Origin of the sequence: Enterobacter quasihormaechei, assembly GCF_004331385.1 — a bacterium.
Lineage (GTDB): Bacteria > Pseudomonadota > Gammaproteobacteria > Enterobacterales > Enterobacteriaceae > Enterobacter > Enterobacter quasihormaechei.
Genome location: NZ_SJON01000014.1, coordinates 90,411 through 107,241 on the forward strand (window position 1 = coordinate 90,411; position 16,831 = coordinate 107,241).

The window sequence follows — 16,831 nt, forward strand, 5'->3', positions numbered from 1 at the left end:
CGGTGAATTCACTGCCGTACCGTCGTTGTCATTAGTTCTGAGCTTTAGTTGCTGCGCCAGAAATAGCGTTACCACCGTCGGAGATATCTTCCCCTACGCCACGGGTGGTGTTACATGCAGTCAGTACCGAAGAAAGCACCAGAACAGAAAAGATCGCTGCAATTGTTTTCTTAACCATAATATCTTCCTTTTATAGCCAAAGTTATTTTGTGTATAGCAACTTAAGAATAGACAAGATCTTGTCGTTTGACGGAAAAGGAAGAATTTTTAGGAAAATTAGACGGAATTAGCTGGCCGCATGGGAAATGATATGGCCGAGATCCTGGATATCTTCACCCACGCCACGCGCGGTGTTGCAACCGGAGAGCATTGCGCTGGAGAGCGCGAACAGAAGCAGAATTTTAACGGTACGTTTCATCTTCCCTGCCTGCAAAATCAGGCGCAGCGGGCGCTGCGCCTTACATCACGACGTAAATTACTTCACGCGGGATACGTATTCGCCGGAGCGGGTATCCACTTTGATCACTTCACCGATCTGTACGAACAGCGGTACTTTCACCACTGCGCCGGTAGACAGGGTAGCTGGCTTGCCGCCGGTACCTGCGGTATCACCTTTCAGACCTGGATCGGTTTCAACGATTTCCAGCTCAACGAAGTTCGGCGGGGTAACAGCGATAGGCTGACCGTTCCACAGGGTCACGATGCACTCAGCCTGATCCAGCAGCCACTTAGCGTTATCGCCAATGGCTTTCGCGTCAGCAGACAGCTGCTCGAAGGTTTCGTTGTTCATGAAGTGCCAGAACTCACCGTCGTTGTACAGGTAAGTCAGGTTCATATCGACAACATCAGCGCCTTCAGCGGAGTCAGTAGATTTGAAGGTTTTCTCAACACGGGTACCGGTCAGCAGGCGACGCAGCTTAACGCGCGCAAATGCCTGGCCTTTACCTGGTTTAACGAATTCGCTGGCTTCAACCGCGTACGGTTCGCCGTCCATCATGATTTTAAGACCAGCACGAAAATCGTTGCTATAGTACGTTGCCATAAGGCCCTCTAAATTTGTTAACTGGTAGCTAAGCCACAAAATGGCGCATATTGTAACCCTAAACACCCCGTCCAGAGAAGATTGGTTATCGCAACTTGCCGATGTAATCACCAGTCCTGATGAATTGCTGCGTCTTTTAGACCTCGATCAGCACCCGGAGTTGCTTGCTGGCCGTGAGGCAAAGCGACTTTTCGCCCTGCGCGTTCCCCGCGCGTTTGTCGCCCGAATGGAAAAAGGCAACCCTGACGATCCATTGCTAAAACAAACGCTGACCTCTCAGGATGAGTTTATCACTGCGCCGGGATACAGCACCGATCCGCTGGAAGAGCAGAACAGTGTGGTACCGGGTTTGCTGCATAAATACCGCAACCGTGCGCTGCTGCTGGTTAAGGGCGGCTGTGCGGTAAATTGCCGCTACTGCTTCCGCCGTCACTTCCCGTACGCTGAGAATCAGGGTAATAAGCGCAACTGGCAGGTGGCGCTGGACTATATCGCGGCGCACCCGGAACTGGATGAAATCATCTTCTCCGGCGGCGACCCGCTGATGGCAAAAGATCATGAGCTGGACTGGCTGCTGACTCAGCTTGAGACCATTCCGCACATTAAGCGTCTGCGCATTCACAGCCGTTTACCGATCGTCATCCCGGCGCGTATCACCGACGCCCTGGTAATGCGCCTGGAGCAGTCCCGTTTGCAGGTGCTACTGGTGAACCATATCAACCACGCGAATGAAATTGACGCGGACTTTCGCGCGGCGATGGCGCGGCTGCGAAAAGCGGGCGTGACGCTGCTCAACCAGAGCGTATTACTGCGCGGCGTGAACGACAGCGCCAGGGTGCTGGCCGATCTCAGCAATGCCTTATTTGATGCGGGCGTCATGCCCTATTATCTGCACGTTCTTGATCGCGTTCAGGGCGCGGCGCACTTCATGGTGACGGATGAAGAGGCCCGACAGATTATGCGCGAACTGTTAACGCTGGTTTCAGGTTATATGGTGCCGAAGCTGGCACGCGAGATTGGCGGAGAGCCGAGTAAGACGCCGCTGGATTTGCAGCTGCGGCAGCAGTAAAAGGCAGGTGGCGCTACGCTTACCTGGCTACAGATCAAGCGGCAGCGCCATCAAAAGTTTAGGTCAGTTCGGGCACTTATAGACCTGGCCGTTCATCTGGCTGGCAGTTGGCACAAAGCTGGACAGCATACCCTGCGTCGGGCTGCTTACCCCGTAAATCACGTTGCCGCCCATAGCCGCCGCCTGATTACGCAGGGCATTGGCCGCACCGCGCATAGAGCCGCCCTCTTCGCCGTGCTGCCCCGACATCCAGTTGCTCTGCTCGCCAGTGGCGGTGCCTAACAGCTGGCATTCGCTGCCCGGCTTATCTTCCACAAAGCGAACGCTCTGGCCCGCTGCCGTCAGTTCATTGCTGGTGCTACACCCCGCCAGCAGCAATGCTGCACCTACAATCCCTGCACAGACTTTAATGCGCATGTTATTCCTCGTTTTCAATAAGCTGGACAGTAGTTGTCCGCGTGTAAACCTTATACTAAAAAGATGACCAAAAGAAAAATGCTGAGCATTTCTGCGAGCCAGATTCCGCTGGCACTCCTCCGACATCTTAAATGAATTCTGATAATAACCTTTGGGATATCGTGTTTTAGCCCCCGATCGTTTTTAGTGATGCGACGTACAACTTTTGTACGCATCTCAAAAAAGGGGGTTTCATGAGTGCATCATCCTCAGGAGAGGAAAAAGTGACCTGGGTGGGCTATCTGGCGTTCGTGCTCACCATCGTATTTTTCTCAGGCTTTTTCGCCAAAAGTACCGAATGGTGGCGCGTGCTGGATTTTACCGTCTTAAACGGCAGTTTTGGACCGGTGAACGGCGCGCTGACGTTTCGCGGCGAGGGCGGGACGGGAGCGAAAGACGGTTTTTTGTTTGCTCTTGAGCTGGCCCCCTCGGTCATTCTGTCGCTCGGGATCATTGCCGTCACCGAGGGGCTGGGCGGGCTGCGCGCCGCACAACAGCTCATGACGCCCATTTTACGCCCGCTGCTCGGCGTGCCGGGTATCTGCTCTCTGGCGCTTATCGCCAACCTGCAAAACACCGATGCCGCCGCCGGGATGACCAAAGAGTTGACCGACGAAGGGGCGATTACCGACCGTGAACGCGCCATTTTCGCCACCTTCCAGACCAGCGGTAGCGCCATCATTACCAACTATTTTTCGTCCGGTGCCGCACTTTTTGCCTTCATTACCGTCCCGGTAATCGCGCCGCTTGCCGTCATTCTGGTGTTTAAATTTGTTGGCGCGAACTTTTTGCGTCTGTGGATCGCGCACAGGGAAGTTCGCCGCGTTCAGGAGGAAAAATGATCGCCCAGCCGCGTAAAAATATCATGGACCTGTTTATCGATGGCGCCCGTCGCGGCTTTACCATCGCCACCACCAGCCTGCTGCCGAACGTGGTTATGGCGTTTGTTATCATTCAGGCGCTCAAGGTCACCGGCCTGCTGGATATCGTCGGCAGCGTCTGTGAACCGATCATGTCGCTGTGGGGGCTTCCGGGTGCGGCGGCAACCGTCCTGCTGGCCTCGGTGATGAGCATGGGCGGCGGTGTGGGGGTCTGCGCCAGTCTGGTCGCTGCCGGCACGCTCAACGGGCACGATGCCACTATCCTGCTGCCCGCCATCTATCTGATGGGCAATCCGGTGCAAAACACCGGCCGTTGCCTTGGCACCGCAGGCGTTAACCCGAAGTATTATCCGCACATTATTACCGTCTGCGTTATTAACGCCCTGCTCTCAATGTGGGTGATGCAGCTACTCTTCTGAGGAGATAAAAATGGATTTTTCAGTGCTGGAACCGCATCTTTTCCGCAATGCGCATCTTTACGCGCCGGAGGATCGGGGGCGTTGCGATCTGCTGATCGCAGGGGGAAAAATCGTCGCGATTGAAAAAACGGGCCACGCCACAACAAAGCCAGACTGTCCTGAACGCGATCTCGCCGGAGCAGTGGTTTGTCCGGGGTTTATCGATCAGCACGTACACCTGATCGGCGGCGGCGGGGAAGCTGGCCCGCACACCCGGACGCCGGAGGTACGGTTGTCCGCGCTGGTGGCGGCGGGCATCACCTCCGTTGTTGGCCTGCTGGGCACCGACGGCGTGACCCGCCATCCCGAGTCGCTGCTGGCAAAAACGCGGGCGCTAGAACATGAAGGGATCAGCGCGTGGATGCTGACAGGCGCGTACGGGCTGCCTTCTGCGACGATTACCGGCAGTGTCGAAAAGGATGTGGCGCTGATTGATAAAATCATCGGTGTGAAATGCGCGATTTCCGACCATCGCTCTTCCGCACCAGCGGATGATCGGCTCGCAAATATGGCCGCCCAGTCGCGCGTCGGTGGGCTGCTGGGCGCCAGGGCGGGGATATCCGTGTTTCATCTCGGCAACAGCCCGAAACTGCTCGAGCCGCTGCTTAACATCCTGAATAACGCCGACGTGCCCCGCACGAAGCTGCTGCCAACCCACGTCAACCGCACCCGGCCACTGTTCCTCGCCGCGCTGGATTATGCCCGCGACGGGGGCTATATCGACATCACCACCAGCATCAATGAGCCCATTGATGCCGCCACCGCCATCGCGACGGCCCGCGAAGCGCAGGTGCCGTTTAACCGGCTTACGCTCAGCTCGGACGGTAACGGCAGCCAGCCGATTTTTGACGCAAACGGCAACCTGGTGGGCATGGGCGTGGCGGGATTCGAGTCCCTGCCGGAAACATTACAAAAGCTGGTCAGTCAATATCACCTGCCGCTGGAGGAGGCACTTCTGCCGTTTACGCGTAACGTGGCGGAGTTTCTCGGCCTGGAGCATAAGGGGCGGCTCGCGCCCGGATGCGATGCCGATTTGCTGGTGCTGACGGATGACCTGAAGATCCGCGAGGTCTGGGCGAAAGGCCGCCAGATGGTGCGCGAAGGCGTTGCATGCGTGAAGGGAACATTTGAGTAGCGGCAATAAAAAACCCCGGGCATTGCTGCCCGGGGTTCGTTCTGAGAGGTTCAGAACAACATGATTACATCATGCCGCCCATTCCACCCATGCCGCCCATACCACCAGCAGCACCTAAGTCAGGCGCATCGCCTTTAGGCAGGTCGGTCACCATGCACTCGGTCGTGATCATCAGGCCAGCTACAGATGCCGCGTATTGCAGAGCAGAACGGGTCACTTTAGTTGGATCCAGGATACCGAAGTCGATCATGTTGCCGTATTCTTCAGTTGCCGCGTTGTAACCGTAGTTACCTTCACCTGCTTTCACGTTGTTCGCAACCACAGACGGCTCTTCACCGGCGTTGGACACGATCTGACGCAGCGGAGCTTCCATCGCGCGCAGCGCAACTTTGATACCCACGTTCTGGTCTTCGTTCTGAGCAGTCAGGCCAGCCAGCTTAGCGGCTACACGCACCAGCGCGACACCACCACCAGCAACCACGCCTTCTTCTACCGCAGCACGGGTCGCGTGCAGGGCGTCGTCAACGCGTGCTTTTTTCTCTTTCATTTCAACTTCGGTCGCAGCACCAACTTTGATTACCGCAACGCCGCCTGCCAGTTTCGCTACGCGCTCCTGGAGTTTTTCACGGTCGTAATCGGAAGTGGCTTCTTCGATCTGCTTACGGATCTGACCAACACGGCCCTGAATAGCGGCCTCTTCACCCACACCGTCGATGATGGTGGTGGTGTCTTTGTTGATCACAACGCGTTTCGCCTGGCCCAGGTCTTCCAGGGTCGCTTTTTCCAGCTCCATACCGATCTCTTCGGAGATCACGGTACCACCGGTCAGGGTAGCGATATCCTGGAGCATCGCCTTACGACGATCGCCGAAGCCAGGCGCTTTAACCGCAGCCACTTTCACGATGCCGCGCATGGTGTTAACCACCAGGGTCGCCAGCGCTTCGCCTTCAACATCTTCAGCAATGATAACCAGCGGCTTGCCTGCTTTCGCAACGGCTTCCAGCACTGGCAGCATTTCGCGGATGTTGGAGATTTTCTTATCAGCCAGCAGGATGAACGGGCTTTCCAGCTCAACAGCGCCAGTTTCTGGCTTGTTGATGAAGTATGGGGACAGGTAACCGCGGTCGAACTGCATACCTTCAACCACGTCCAGTTCGTCTTCCAGACCGGTACCGTCTTCAACGGTGATCACGCCTTCTTTACCGACTTTATCCATCGCTTCAGCGATCAGTTTACCTACGGTTTCGTCGGAGTTAGCGGAGATAGTACCAACCTGAGCAATAGCTTTAGAGTCAGAGCACGGTACGGACAGCGCTTTCAGTTCTTCAACAGCAGAGGCGACAGCTTTGTCGATACCACGTTTCAGATCCATCGGGTTCATGCCCGCAGCAACGGCTTTCAGACCTTCGGTGATGATGGCCTGCGCCAGTACGGTCGCGGTGGTGGTACCGTCACCGGCAGCGTCGTTCGCTTTAGAGGCAACTTCTTTCACCATCTGTGCACCCATGTTTTCGAACTTGTCTTCCAGCTCGATTTCACGTGCAACAGAAACACCATCTTTGGTGATGGTTGGCGCGCCGAAGGATTTGTCCAGCACTACGTTACGGCCTTTCGGGCCCAGAGTGACTTTCACTGCGTCTGCCAGTACGTTTACGCCGCGGAGCATTTTTACACGAGCGTCGTTACCGAATTTTACGTCTTTAGCTGCCATGTTCTTATTTCCTCAAATTCGTACAGTTTCGTGCGTTAATTACGCTTCAACAATTGCCAGAATGTCGCTCTCGGACATGATCAACACTTCTTCATTGTCGATCTTCTCGGATTTCACGCCGTAGCCATCGTTGAAAATGACGATGTCACCAACTTTAACGTCCAGTGGCTGCACAGTTCCGTTTTCCAGGATGCGGCCCTTACCGACAGCGATGATTTCGCCACGCGTTGATTTTGCTGCTGCTGAACCGGTCAGAACGATGCCGCCAGCAGACTTGGTTTCAACTTCTTTACGTTTGACGATCACACGATCATGTAACGGACGAATACTCATTGATAGCTCTCCTTTGAGAAAGTCATTATCAGTTATGGATGACGCCGGTCCGCATGCGGTTTTCCGGCTAGTGCCCTGAGAGATGGGGATAGCTTTTTACCCCTTCAAGGGGTAACCGAAAAAAAATTTGCGAAAGTGTTACCATCCACTCTCTTTTGATGGTGGCGGGACGAGGCAAATGAGTGGACTCAGGCAGGAGTTGGGGCTGGCGCAGGGTATTGGCTTACTCTCAACGTCCTTGTTAGGCACGGGAGTATTTGCGGTTCCCGCACTGGCGGCGCTGGTTGCCGGCAATAACAGCCTTTGGGCATGGCCGGTACTGATCGTGCTGGTGTTCCCGGTGGCGATTGTGTTTGCCATACTCGGGCGGCACTTCCCCAGCGCGGGCGGCGTAGCGCATTTTGTCGGCATGGCATTTGGCCCACGAATGGAACGCGTCACCGGCTGGCTGTTTTTATCGGTGATCCCGGTCGGCCTTCCGGCAGCCCTGCATATCGCTACCGGCTTCGGACAGGCGCTGTTTGGCTGGCACGACGAACAGCTGTTGCTGGCTGAGCTCGGTACGCTGGCGATTGTCTGGTGGGTGGGCTCACGCGGGGCCAGTTCCAGCGCCAATCTGCAAACACTGGTCGCAGCGTTGATCGTCGCGCTGATCGTCGCCATCTGGTTTGCGGGTGACATTACCGTGGCGGATATTCCTTTCCCCGCGATTAACGACGTCGACCATGTACAGCTTTTCGCGGCATTATCCGTCATGTTCTGGTGTTTCGTCGGTCTGGAGGCGTTTGCTCACCTGGCATCCGAGTTTAAACAGCCCGAGCGTGACTTCCCCCGCGCGCTGATGATTGGCCTGCTGCTGGCGGGCACCGTGTATTGGGCCTGTACGGTACTGGTGCTGCACTTTAACGCCTTCGGCGAAGAGAAAGCCGCTGCCGCGTCGCTGCCGGGCATCGTGGTGCAGCTGTTCGGCGTTAAAGCCCTGTGGGTGGCCTGCGTGATTGGCTATCTCGCCTGCTTTGCCAGCCTCAATATCTATATCCAGAGCTTCGCCCGGCTGGTGTGGTCTCAGGCACTTTATAAACCTGATAGCCGACTCGCACGCCTGTCTAAACGTCAGCTTCCGGCGAATGCGCTGAATACCGTACTGGGCTGCTGCGTGGTGAGTTCCCTGGGCATTTATCTGCTCGACATCAACCTTGACGCGCTGATTGTCTACGCCAACGGTATCTTCATCATGATCTACCTGCTGTGCATGCTGGCGGGCTGTCGGCTGCTGAAAGGACGCTTTAAGGCGCTGGCGGCGGTCGGGTGTGTGCTGTGCCTGCTGCTGCTGGCGATGGTGGGGTGGAAGAGCGTGTACGCCATTATCATGCTGGCGGGGCTGTGGCTGTTTTTACCGAAGCGGCAAAATTCGCAGGCCCGGTAAGCGAAGCGCCACCGGGCCACAAACTCACCGATCGTCTTTATGATCTAACCGGTCGCGCTGCTCATCCTTACGCTGGTATTCCCCTTCAAAGGTATCCCCCGGGCCGGTGCTGAAACCACCGCCCGGCATACGGCTAAAACGCAGGTGCGGCAGCAGCTTCATGGTCAGGTGCTTCTGTACCGGCGGCAACAGCAACAGCAGGCCGAGGAAGTCGGTGAAGAACCCAGGCAGGATCAGCAGCAGGCCAGCAATAATCAGCGACACGCTTTTGATCATCTCGGCTGCCGGGCTTTCGCCTGCGGCCATCTTCTGCTGCATTAACAGGAAATTTTTGAAACCCTGATTGCGCACCAGCGACATGCCGATGACGGAGGTGAAGATCACCAGAATCAGCGTCAGCAGGACGCCCAGCACGTGGGCAACCTGGATGAAAATCGAAATTTCAATGTAAACATAAAGAAAGAAAGCAATAAACGGTATCCAGCGCACTGGCATCTCCTGTGTGGCAGGTGCCTTCTGGCCCCTGTCTGAATGTGTTCGCGAAGCGCGTAGATAAGAGATGGTGACGGTTAGCCAAAATTCAATCGGTTTGCACGGATATTTTTTTTGGAAATATTAAAGCGGTGACCCATTTCACAGATTAATAATTATCATGAAATCGGGTCGATAATAAGTGATCCAGCTTACGGCAATTCGCTATCATCAGCATATGATCTCGAACATCTGGCCGATTGAGGGAATAATCGTCGGTCAGAAAATATTCAAAACCACATATATACTGTGTGTTTAGTACAATCCATCGGCAGCTTGAAAAGAAGGTTCACATGTTAAACAACATTCGTATCGAAGAAGATTTGTTGGGTACCAGGGAAGTTCCAGCGGATGCCTACTATGGTGTTCACACTCTGAGAGCGATTGAAAACTTCTACATCAGCAACAGCAAAATCAGCGACATCCCTGAATTTGTGCGTGGCATGGTGATGGTAAAAAAAGCCGCGGCTCTGGCGAACAAAGAGCTGCAAACCATTCCTAAAAGCGCTGCAAATGCGATTATCGCCGCATGCGATGAAGTGCTGAACAACGGCAAATGCATGGATCAGTTCCCGGTTGACGTCTATCAGGGCGGCGCAGGCACCTCCGTCAACATGAACACCAACGAAGTGCTGGCGAACATCGGCCTGGAGCTGATGGGGCATCAGAAAGGTGAATACCAGTACCTGAACCCGAACGACCACGTTAACAAATGTCAGTCCACCAACGACGCGTACCCAACCGGATTCCGCATCGCGGTGTATGCTTCTGTCGTCAAACTGGTCGACGCGATCAATCAGCTGGGCGATGGCTTCCAGCGTAAAGCCGTTGAGTTCCAGGACATCCTGAAAATGGGCCGTACCCAGTTGCAGGACGCGGTCCCCATGACCCTCGGACAGGAATTCCACGCGTTTAACGTGCTGCTGAACGAAGAGACCAAAAACCTGCTGCGCACGTCCGAGCTGCTGCTGGAAGTGAACCTGGGCGCAACCGCCATCGGTACACGTCTGAATACGCCGGATGGCTATCAGCAGCTGGCGGTACAGAAGCTGGCTGAAGTGTCCAACCTGCCGGTTGTGCCTGCGGAAGACCTGATTGAAGCTACCTCCGACTGCGGCGCCTACGTGATGGTGCACAGCGCGCTGAAGCGTCTGGCGGTGAAACTGTCCAAAATCTGTAACGACCTGCGCCTGCTCTCCTCCGGTCCACGCGCTGGCCTGAATGAAATCAACCTGCCAGAGTTGCAGGCGGGTTCGTCCATCATGCCAGCTAAAGTTAACCCGGTGGTGCCGGAAGTGGTGAACCAGGTTTGCTTCAAGGTTATTGGTAACGATACGACCGTCACCATGGCTTCCGAAGCCGGTCAGCTCCAGCTGAACGTGATGGAGCCAGTGATTGGCCAGGCGATGTTTGAATCCATCCATATTCTGACCAATGCCTGCTACAACCTGCTGGAAAAATGCATTAACGGCATCACCGCCAATAAAGAGGTGTGTGAAGGTTACGTGTATAACTCAATCGGCATCGTCACCTACCTCAACCCGTTCATCGGCCACCACAACGGCGACATCGTCGGTAAGATTTGTGCCGAAACCGGTAAGAGCGTGCGTGAGGTCGTTCTTGAGCGAGGATTGTTGACCGAAGCCGAGCTGGACGATATCTTCTCCGCCCAGAACCTGATGCATCCGGCCTATAAAGCGAAACGATATACCGATGAAAGCGAACAGTAACCGTTCAGGCTAAGCTTCCGAAAGGCACGTCACTTGTGACGTGCCTTTTTTCTTTATGGGCGTTACCAAAACACAACAATTCAATATCAACTTGTTAATAAGCAAGGCAGGTCTTTATGTTTGGAGCAGAACTCGTCATCGTCCTGTTGGCGATTTATTTGGGCGCACGACTCGGGGGTATCGGCATCGGTTTTGCCGGCGGTCTCGGGGTGCTCGTACTTACCCTGATCTTTCAGATTAAACCCGGCGCAATCCCTTTTGACGTTATCGAAATCATCATGGCGGTTATCGCTGCCATTGCGGCCATGCAGGTCGCTGGCGGTATGGACTATCTGGTGAGCCTGGCGGAGCGTATGCTGCGTCGCCATCCTAAATACATCACCTTCCTTGCCCCGCTGGTGACGTGGTTTATGACCATTCTCGCCGGCACTGGCCACACCGCGTTCTCCACGCTGCCGGTGATCACCGAAGTGGCCAAAGAGCAGGGCATTCGCCCGTCTCGCCCTCTCTCTATTGCCGTGGTGGCGTCCCAGATTGCGATCACCGCCTCGCCAATCTCAGCCGCCGTGGTCTTTTTCGCGGGGATCCTTGAGCCGATGGGCGTGAGCTACCTGACGCTGCTGGCGATCTGTATTCCGGTCACGCTGATTGCGGTGATGATCACCGCCGTGCTGTGTAACTTCCTCGGCGCCGAGCTGAAAGACGATCCGGTTTACCAGGAGCGCCTGGCAAAAGGCGAAGTGAGCCTGCGCGGAAGCCAGGTCTTCGAGCTGAAGCCGCACGCGAAACGCTCCGTGCTGCTGTTCCTGATCGGTATCGTCGCCGTGATGTTTTACGCGACCGCCATCAGCGATACGGTAGGTCTGATCCAGAACCCGGTTCTGCCACGTAACGAAGCCATTGTGGTCTTCATGCTGACCATCGCGACGCTGATTAGCATCACCTGTAAAATCGACACCAGCGAAGTGCTGAACGCCAGCACCTTCAAATCCGGTATGAGCGCCTGCGTGTGCGTGCTGGGCGTGGCGTGGCTCGGTGATACCTTCGTCAAAGCACACATCAGCGATATCCAGACCGTTGCAGGCGACCTGCTGCACAACTATCCGTGGCTGCTGGCGGTGGTGCTGTTCTTCGCGGCGACGCTGCTGTATTCCCAGGCCGCGACCACCAAAGCGCTGATGCCTGCGGCACTGATGCTGGGCGTTACGCCGCTGACGGCGATTGCCTCTTTTGCGGCCGTTTCCGCCCTGTTCGTGCTGCCAACCTACCCAACCCTGCTGGCCGCGGTTGAGATGGATGACACCGGCTCAACCCGCATCGGTAAGTACGTGTTTAACCACGCGTTCCTGATCCCGGGCGTGGTGGCGATTACGCTCTGCGTGATCCTCGGCTTTATCATCGGTGGCATTGTGCTGTAAACGGTTAGCCGTTGTAAAAATAGTTAAAATCGGGCCGCTCTGCGGCCCGTTTCATTAATGACCAATCGCATGGCGTGATATAGTGAAGACTTTCGTGATGAGGAGGTCGACTTGTGAACACGCCTGATGCTGTTGTTGTACTGTGTACCGCCCCTGATGAAGCCTCTGCCCAGGATCTCGCCGCCAAAGTGCTGGCCGAAAAACTGGCTGCCTGCGTCACGCTTTTACCCGGCGCAACCTCCCTTTATTACTGGGAAGGCAAGCTGGAGCAAGAGTACGAAGTCCAGATGTTGCTCAAAACCAATCTGACTAACCAGCAGGCGCTCCTCGACTGCCTCAAGTCTCATCATCCATACCAAACCCCGGAGCTGCTGGTGCTGCCAGTAGTCCACGGCGATAACGATTATCTCTCATGGCTCAACGCTTCTTTACGCTGATCCTGCTGCTGTGCAGCACGTCAGTTTTTGCCGGGTTGTTTGACGCACCCGGCCGTTCGAACTTTATTCCAGCCGACCAGGCGTTCGTTTTCGACTTTCAGCAAAACCAGCACGATCTCAGCCTCACCTGGCAGGTGAAAGAGGGTTACTACCTCTACCGCAAGCAGGTCAGCATCACGCCAGCAAAGGCTGACGTTGGCGCATTGCAGATGCCCGCTGGCGAATGGCACGAGGACGAGTTCTACGGCAAAAGTGAAATTTATCGCCAGCGCTTAAGCGTGCCCGTCACGGTGAATCAGGCGGATAAAGGCGCTACCCTGACGGTGACGTATCAGGGGTGTGCCGACGCCGGGTTCTGCTATCCGCCGGAAACAAAAGTCGTGCCGCTGAGTGAAGTCAAAGGCGTAGCCGCGGCTTCTCCGCCTCTTGCGAGCGAAGAGGCCAAAGGCCGCGCTGACCTGCCTTTCTCCGCGTTATGGGCGTTACTGATTGGTATCGGCATCGCCTTTACGCCCTGCGTACTGCCCATGTACCCGCTTATCTCTGGCATCGTGCTGGGCGGCAAGCAACGTCTTTCCACCGCCCGTGCGCTGGTGCTGGCCTTTATCTACGTGCAGGGCATGGCGCTAACCTATACCGCGCTTGGCCTCGTGGTCGCCGCTGCTGGATTGCAGTTCCAGGCAGCCCTTCAGCACCCTTATGTGCTTATCGGGCTGTCAGCGGTGTTTATTCTTCTGGCGCTGTCGATGTTTGGCCTGTTTACCCTGCAACTGCCCTCTTCCCTGCAAACCCGTCTGACGCTGATGAGCAACCGTCAGCAGGGTGGCTCTGCGGGCGGTGTGTTCGCTATGGGTGCCATCGCCGGTCTGATTTGCTCTCCCTGCACCACCGCGCCGCTGAGCGCCATCCTGTTATACATTGCCCAGAGCGGCAACCTGTGGCTCGGCGGCGGCACGCTGTACCTCTACGCGCTCGGCATGGGCCTGCCGCTGATCCTGGTGACGGTGTTTGGCAATCGTCTGCTGCCGAAGAGCGGCCCGTGGATGGAGACAGTGAAAACCGCGTTCGGTTTTGTCATTCTGGCGCTCCCGGTATTCCTGCTGGAACGCATCATCGGTGACGTCTGGGGTACACGTCTGTGGGCGATGCTCGGCGTGGCCTTCTTCAGCTGGGCGTTTATCGTGAGTCTGGGTGCGAAGAAGCCGTGGATGCGTCTGGTACAGATCCTTCTGCTGGCGGCCGCGCTGGTGAGCGTCCGTCCTTTGCAGGACTGGGCGTTTGGCACCCCGACAGGTCAGACGCAGGCTCATCTGAATTTTATACAGATTAAGAACGTGGATGACCTTAACCGCGCCCTGGCGCAGGCAAAAGGCAAACCGGTCATGCTTGATCTCTATGCCGACTGGTGCGTGGCCTGCAAAGAGTTTGAAAAATACACCTTCAGCGATCCGCAGGTACAACACGCGCTGAGCGATACCGTTCTGCTTCAGGCGAACGTTACCGCCAACAGCGCGCAGGATAAGGCTCTGCTGAAGCAACTTAACGTTCTCGGTTTGCCTACCATCCTGTTCTTCAATGAACAGGGGGCAGAACAGCCGACGCAGCGTGTAACCGGGTTTATGGACGCGACGGCATTCAACGCGCATTTGCGCAATCGCCAACCGTAAACAACACTTTAGACGGGACAAACCGTTGGGAATAGCGGAGGAGATAACCGTGCAACGCGAAGACGTACTGGGACAAGCCCTGCAATTACTTGAGATTCAAGGGATCGCCAGCACCACGCTTGAGATGGTAGCCGACCGTATCGATTACCCTCTGGATGAACTTAAGCGCTTCTGGCCGGATAAAGAGGCGCTGCTTTATGATGCCCTGCGCTATCTCAGCCAGCAGGTGGATATCTGGCGCAGGCAGCTGATGCTGAATGAAGAACTGACCACCGAGCAAAAGCTGCTGGCACGCTATACCGCGCTGACGGAGTGTGTCACCAACAACCGTTACCCTGGCTGCCTGTTTATCGCCGCCTGCACCTACTTCCCCGATCCCGGGCACCCTATCCATCAGCTGGCAGATCAGCAAAAACGTGCGGCGCACGAGTTCACACACGAGCTGCTGACCACACTTGAAGTGGATGACCCGGCGATGGTCGCGAAGCAGATGGAGCTGGTGCTGGAAGGTTGCCTGAGCCGTATGCTGGTGAACCGTAGCCAGGCTGATGTGGATACGGCGCACCGTCTGGCGGAAGATATTTTGCGGTTTGCACAGTGCCGTATGGGTGGCGCACTGACCTAAGCCAGCATTCCCGTCCAGGCGGAGATAAACAAACACAGCGCCATTACGCGCTGAAATCGCACCATCGCCACGGTGGTGCGGAAAATCCGGTTTACCGCCTTTCCCAGCCACGCCCAGCACAACAAACAGACCACTGAGATCGCCAGGAACCATAGCGCCATCAGCGCAATATCCCGTAATGCATGGTCGCTTGCCGGTGCAAACAGACTGACAACTGCCAGCGCCATCATCCAGGTTTTCGGATTCACAACCTGTAATAACGCCGCCGCCCGGGCGGTAAATCGTACAGGGCGTCTGGAGGAGAGATTTGCGGCCGGGGCGCTAAACAGCTGCCAGCTCATCCAGGAAAGCCATAGCACACCCGCCCAGCTCATCACCTGACGTATCAGCGGATACTGGCGTAACGCTTCTCCTGCCCCTGCGCCGGAAACCAGGACAATAGCGCTGGCGGCAATACACCCACCGAGGATCGCAGGTACCGTATTTTTTACGCCAAAGTGCTGACTGTTAGTCAGTACCAGAATATTGGTTGGCCCCGGCGTAATGGAGGCGACAAACGCAAACAACAGAAAGGATAATAAATTCACAGGTGGCTCCTTTTTAGTAGAGCCATGAATGTGCCGTTATTTTCTGGAAACGTCTGGAAGGTTTGTGCACAACCGACGGTAGTGTGCCGGAGAAATACGGTACGCCCGCTGGAACCAGCGACCAAGATGGCTTTGATCGGCAAAACCCACTGCCGTGGCAACATCAACAGGCAGTCCCCCACACGCCAGCATCTGTCGGGCCTTTGCCAGACGCAGCTGGATAAGCCAGGCGTGCGGCGCGAGGTGAAACTCGCGCTTAAAGCAGCGAGTGAGGGTAAAGCGATCCGTCCCCGTCTCACGCGCAAGGTCTGATAGCCCCACGTTTTCGCCGATATGCGCATAGAGATAGTCACGGGCACGATGCGCCACGGCGGAGCTTTGTAACTGAGACGGGAGTCTCTTACGCCAGTGGCAGTGGGCTGTAATCTGAGAGAGCAGGTTATCCATTGTGCTTTGCTGTACGATTTTCATTTCATCGTTATGCAACGAGGCGAACGTATCACCGATAGAGCGCACCAGCTGAGGCTCCCGCGTCAGCGTTTGGGCAAAGTGGAGGGTGTAGCTCCCGGGAGTCGCGTCGTACAGACCCTGAAGCGTACGGGTGAGCCAGCGTTCATCGAGATAAAAGGTCAGATAAGTAAAGCCACCCTCTACCGGCGCATCACCGTCATGGATTTCACCAGGCTCAAGTAAAAAAGCATCGCCCGGCTGGCTATGGTGCCGTTCACGCCGACAGTGGAACTGCTGCGTGCCGGAAAGGGTTATTCCGACCAGATAGCTGTCGTGCCAGTGGGGATCAAAGGCATGCCCTTCGAAATGTGCCTTGATTGTTTCAATACCTGTTTCTGCATGCTGACGCAGCTCAAGCCAGTCATTTGCCATACTGCCCTCCTCTTTACCGTCAGCATTGTCATAGCTTGCCTGAACTGTCTGGAAGATTTGTGCAATTTCAGCGCACAAACGGACAGATTGCCGCAAACTTAAGCAGTTGAACAGCTTTTCCCGAAATAATGTTGACGATCGCGCGCGATTGCGGTTTAATGCGCTCCGTTGCCCGGATAGCTCAGTCGGTAGAGCAGGGGATTGAAAATCCCCGTGTCCTTGGTTCGATTCCGAGTCCGGGCACCACTATTCAAAGAACCCAGCCTATGGCTGGGTTTTTGCTTTTCTGCGTTTATCAAAACCTTACCTTATTTTTATTCCTGTTATCTCTTTCCGGTAAGATCGTGCGGTGCGTATTGCCCGGTGGCGCTGCGCTTACCGGGCCTACAAAACCTGTAGGCCGGATAAGGCAGTACCGCCATCCGGCTTGAATTCTGACGCAC

Annotated in this window: 19 protein-coding genes and 1 tRNA gene; 11 read left to right on the forward strand and 9 right to left on the reverse strand. The window is 55.7% G+C overall.

Going from position 1 to position 16,831, the window contains the following annotated elements:
• Positions 1 to 31: 31 nt before the first annotated feature.
• From ecnB to efp, 3 genes are all read right to left on the reverse strand, one after another.
• Positions 32 to 178, reverse strand: a complete 147-nt coding sequence (gene ecnB, locus E0L16_RS16905; protein WP_003855942.1) for a lipoprotein toxin entericidin B — start codon at positions 176 to 178, stop codon at positions 32 to 34.
• A gap of 108 nt (positions 179 to 286) precedes the next feature.
• On the reverse strand, positions 287 to 418 hold the full coding sequence (locus E0L16_RS16910) for an entericidin A/B family lipoprotein (protein ID WP_063450953.1): 132 nt from the start codon (positions 416 to 418) through the stop codon (positions 287 to 289).
• Between the two features lie 57 nt (positions 419 to 475).
• On the reverse strand, positions 476 to 1,042 hold the full coding sequence (gene efp / locus E0L16_RS16915) for an elongation factor P (RefSeq protein WP_003855940.1): 567 nt from the start codon (positions 1,040 to 1,042) through the stop codon (positions 476 to 478).
• Positions 1,043 to 1,082: 40 nt separating this feature from the next.
• Here efp and epmB point away from each other — a divergent pair, with 40 nt between their 5' ends.
• The gene (gene epmB / locus E0L16_RS16920; RefSeq protein WP_131637496.1) at positions 1,083 to 2,111 is read left to right on the forward strand and encodes an EF-P beta-lysylation protein EpmB; all 1,029 of its coding nucleotides are present in this window, start codon (positions 1,083 to 1,085) and stop codon (positions 2,109 to 2,111) included.
• Between the two features lie 63 nt (positions 2,112 to 2,174).
• On the opposite strand, the gene E0L16_RS16925 is transcribed toward epmB, so the two are convergent.
• A complete protein-coding gene (locus tag E0L16_RS16925) occupies positions 2,175 to 2,528 on the reverse strand; it encodes a DUF4156 domain-containing protein (protein ID WP_003855938.1) in 354 nt (117 codons plus the stop codon).
• Between the two features lie 233 nt (positions 2,529 to 2,761).
• Here E0L16_RS16925 and E0L16_RS16930 point away from each other — a divergent pair, with 233 nt between their 5' ends.
• The 3 genes from E0L16_RS16930 to iadA are packed head-to-tail and all read left to right on the forward strand — an operon-like array spanning position 2,762 to position 5,041.
• Complete coding sequence (locus tag E0L16_RS16930) at positions 2,762 to 3,409, forward strand: nucleoside recognition domain-containing protein (RefSeq protein ID WP_063867107.1); 648 nt, start codon at positions 2,762 to 2,764, stop codon at positions 3,407 to 3,409.
• Positions 3,406 to 3,867, forward strand: coding sequence for a YjiG family protein (locus tag E0L16_RS16935; protein ID WP_107534496.1), 462 nt, complete (start codon positions 3,406 to 3,408; stop codon positions 3,865 to 3,867). Before E0L16_RS16930 ends, E0L16_RS16935 begins: the two co-directional genes overlap by 4 nt.
• 10 nt (positions 3,868 to 3,877) lie before the next feature.
• Positions 3,878 to 5,041 carry a beta-aspartyl-peptidase gene (iadA, locus tag E0L16_RS16940; RefSeq protein ID WP_131637498.1) on the forward strand — a complete coding sequence of 388 codons (1,164 nt, stop codon included), beginning with the start codon at positions 3,878 to 3,880 and terminating at the stop codon, positions 5,039 to 5,041.
• Positions 5,042 to 5,105: 64 nt separating this feature from the next.
• On the opposite strand, the gene groL is transcribed toward iadA, so the two are convergent.
• Together groL and E0L16_RS16950 are read right to left on the reverse strand one after the other, a co-directional pair.
• Positions 5,106 to 6,752, reverse strand: coding sequence for a chaperonin GroEL (groL, locus tag E0L16_RS16945; RefSeq protein WP_015572446.1), 1,647 nt, complete (start codon positions 6,750 to 6,752; stop codon positions 5,106 to 5,108).
• Positions 6,753 to 6,791: 39 nt separating this feature from the next.
• Positions 6,792 to 7,085 carry a co-chaperone GroES gene (locus tag E0L16_RS16950; protein ID WP_003855929.1) on the reverse strand — a complete coding sequence of 98 codons (294 nt, stop codon included), beginning with the start codon at positions 7,083 to 7,085 and terminating at the stop codon, positions 6,792 to 6,794.
• Positions 7,086 to 7,263: 178 nt separating this feature from the next.
• Between E0L16_RS16950 and yjeH the strand changes: the two genes are divergently transcribed.
• Positions 7,264 to 8,511, forward strand: a complete 1,248-nt coding sequence (gene yjeH / locus E0L16_RS16955) for an L-methionine/branched-chain amino acid transporter (RefSeq protein ID WP_131637500.1) — start codon at positions 7,264 to 7,266, stop codon at positions 8,509 to 8,511.
• Between the two features lie 24 nt (positions 8,512 to 8,535).
• Here the strand turns inward: yjeH and E0L16_RS16960 are convergent, their stop codons facing one another.
• Positions 8,536 to 9,000: an FxsA family protein gene (locus tag E0L16_RS16960; protein WP_003855925.1), complete on the reverse strand. Its 465-nt coding sequence runs from the start codon at positions 8,998 to 9,000 to the stop codon at positions 8,536 to 8,538.
• A 335-nt stretch (positions 9,001 to 9,335) separates the two neighbouring features.
• Between E0L16_RS16960 and aspA the strand changes: the two genes are divergently transcribed.
• The 5 genes from aspA (at position 9,336) to E0L16_RS16985 (ending at position 14,919) form a co-directional block, all read left to right on the forward strand.
• Positions 9,336 to 10,772, forward strand: coding sequence for an aspartate ammonia-lyase (gene aspA / locus E0L16_RS16965; RefSeq protein ID WP_003855923.1), 1,437 nt, complete (start codon positions 9,336 to 9,338; stop codon positions 10,770 to 10,772).
• Between the two features lie 116 nt (positions 10,773 to 10,888).
• Complete coding sequence (locus E0L16_RS16970) at positions 10,889 to 12,190, forward strand: anaerobic C4-dicarboxylate transporter (RefSeq protein WP_003855921.1); 1,302 nt, start codon at positions 10,889 to 10,891, stop codon at positions 12,188 to 12,190.
• A gap of 113 nt (positions 12,191 to 12,303) precedes the next feature.
• Complete coding sequence (gene cutA, locus E0L16_RS16975) at positions 12,304 to 12,627, forward strand: divalent cation tolerance protein CutA (RefSeq protein WP_003855908.1); 324 nt, start codon at positions 12,304 to 12,306, stop codon at positions 12,625 to 12,627.
• Entirely contained in the window at positions 12,603 to 14,294 is a 1,692-nt protein-coding gene (locus tag E0L16_RS16980; RefSeq protein ID WP_131637502.1) for a protein-disulfide reductase DsbD, read from the forward strand. Before cutA ends, E0L16_RS16980 begins: the two co-directional genes overlap by 25 nt.
• A 49-nt stretch (positions 14,295 to 14,343) precedes the next feature.
• Positions 14,344 to 14,919 (forward strand): transcriptional regulator, encoded by a 576-nt coding sequence (locus tag E0L16_RS16985; RefSeq protein WP_022646797.1) that lies wholly within the window; start codon positions 14,344 to 14,346, stop codon positions 14,917 to 14,919.
• On the opposite strand, the gene E0L16_RS16990 is transcribed toward E0L16_RS16985, so the two are convergent.
• Positions 14,916 to 15,506: a LysE family translocator gene (locus E0L16_RS16990; RefSeq protein WP_131637504.1), complete on the reverse strand. Its 591-nt coding sequence runs from the start codon at positions 15,504 to 15,506 to the stop codon at positions 14,916 to 14,918. The two genes, E0L16_RS16985 and E0L16_RS16990, sit on opposite strands and share 4 nt — an antisense overlap.
• A gap of 36 nt (positions 15,507 to 15,542) precedes the next feature.
• Positions 15,543 to 16,388 carry an AraC family transcriptional regulator gene (locus E0L16_RS16995; RefSeq protein WP_102749857.1) on the reverse strand — a complete coding sequence of 282 codons (846 nt, stop codon included), beginning with the start codon at positions 16,386 to 16,388 and terminating at the stop codon, positions 15,543 to 15,545.
• A 170-nt stretch (positions 16,389 to 16,558) separates the two neighbouring features.
• On the opposite strand from E0L16_RS16995, the gene E0L16_RS17000 reads away from it, so the two are divergent.
• Positions 16,559 to 16,634 (forward strand) — tRNA-Phe (locus E0L16_RS17000).
• Positions 16,635 to 16,831: the final 197 nt, after the last annotated feature.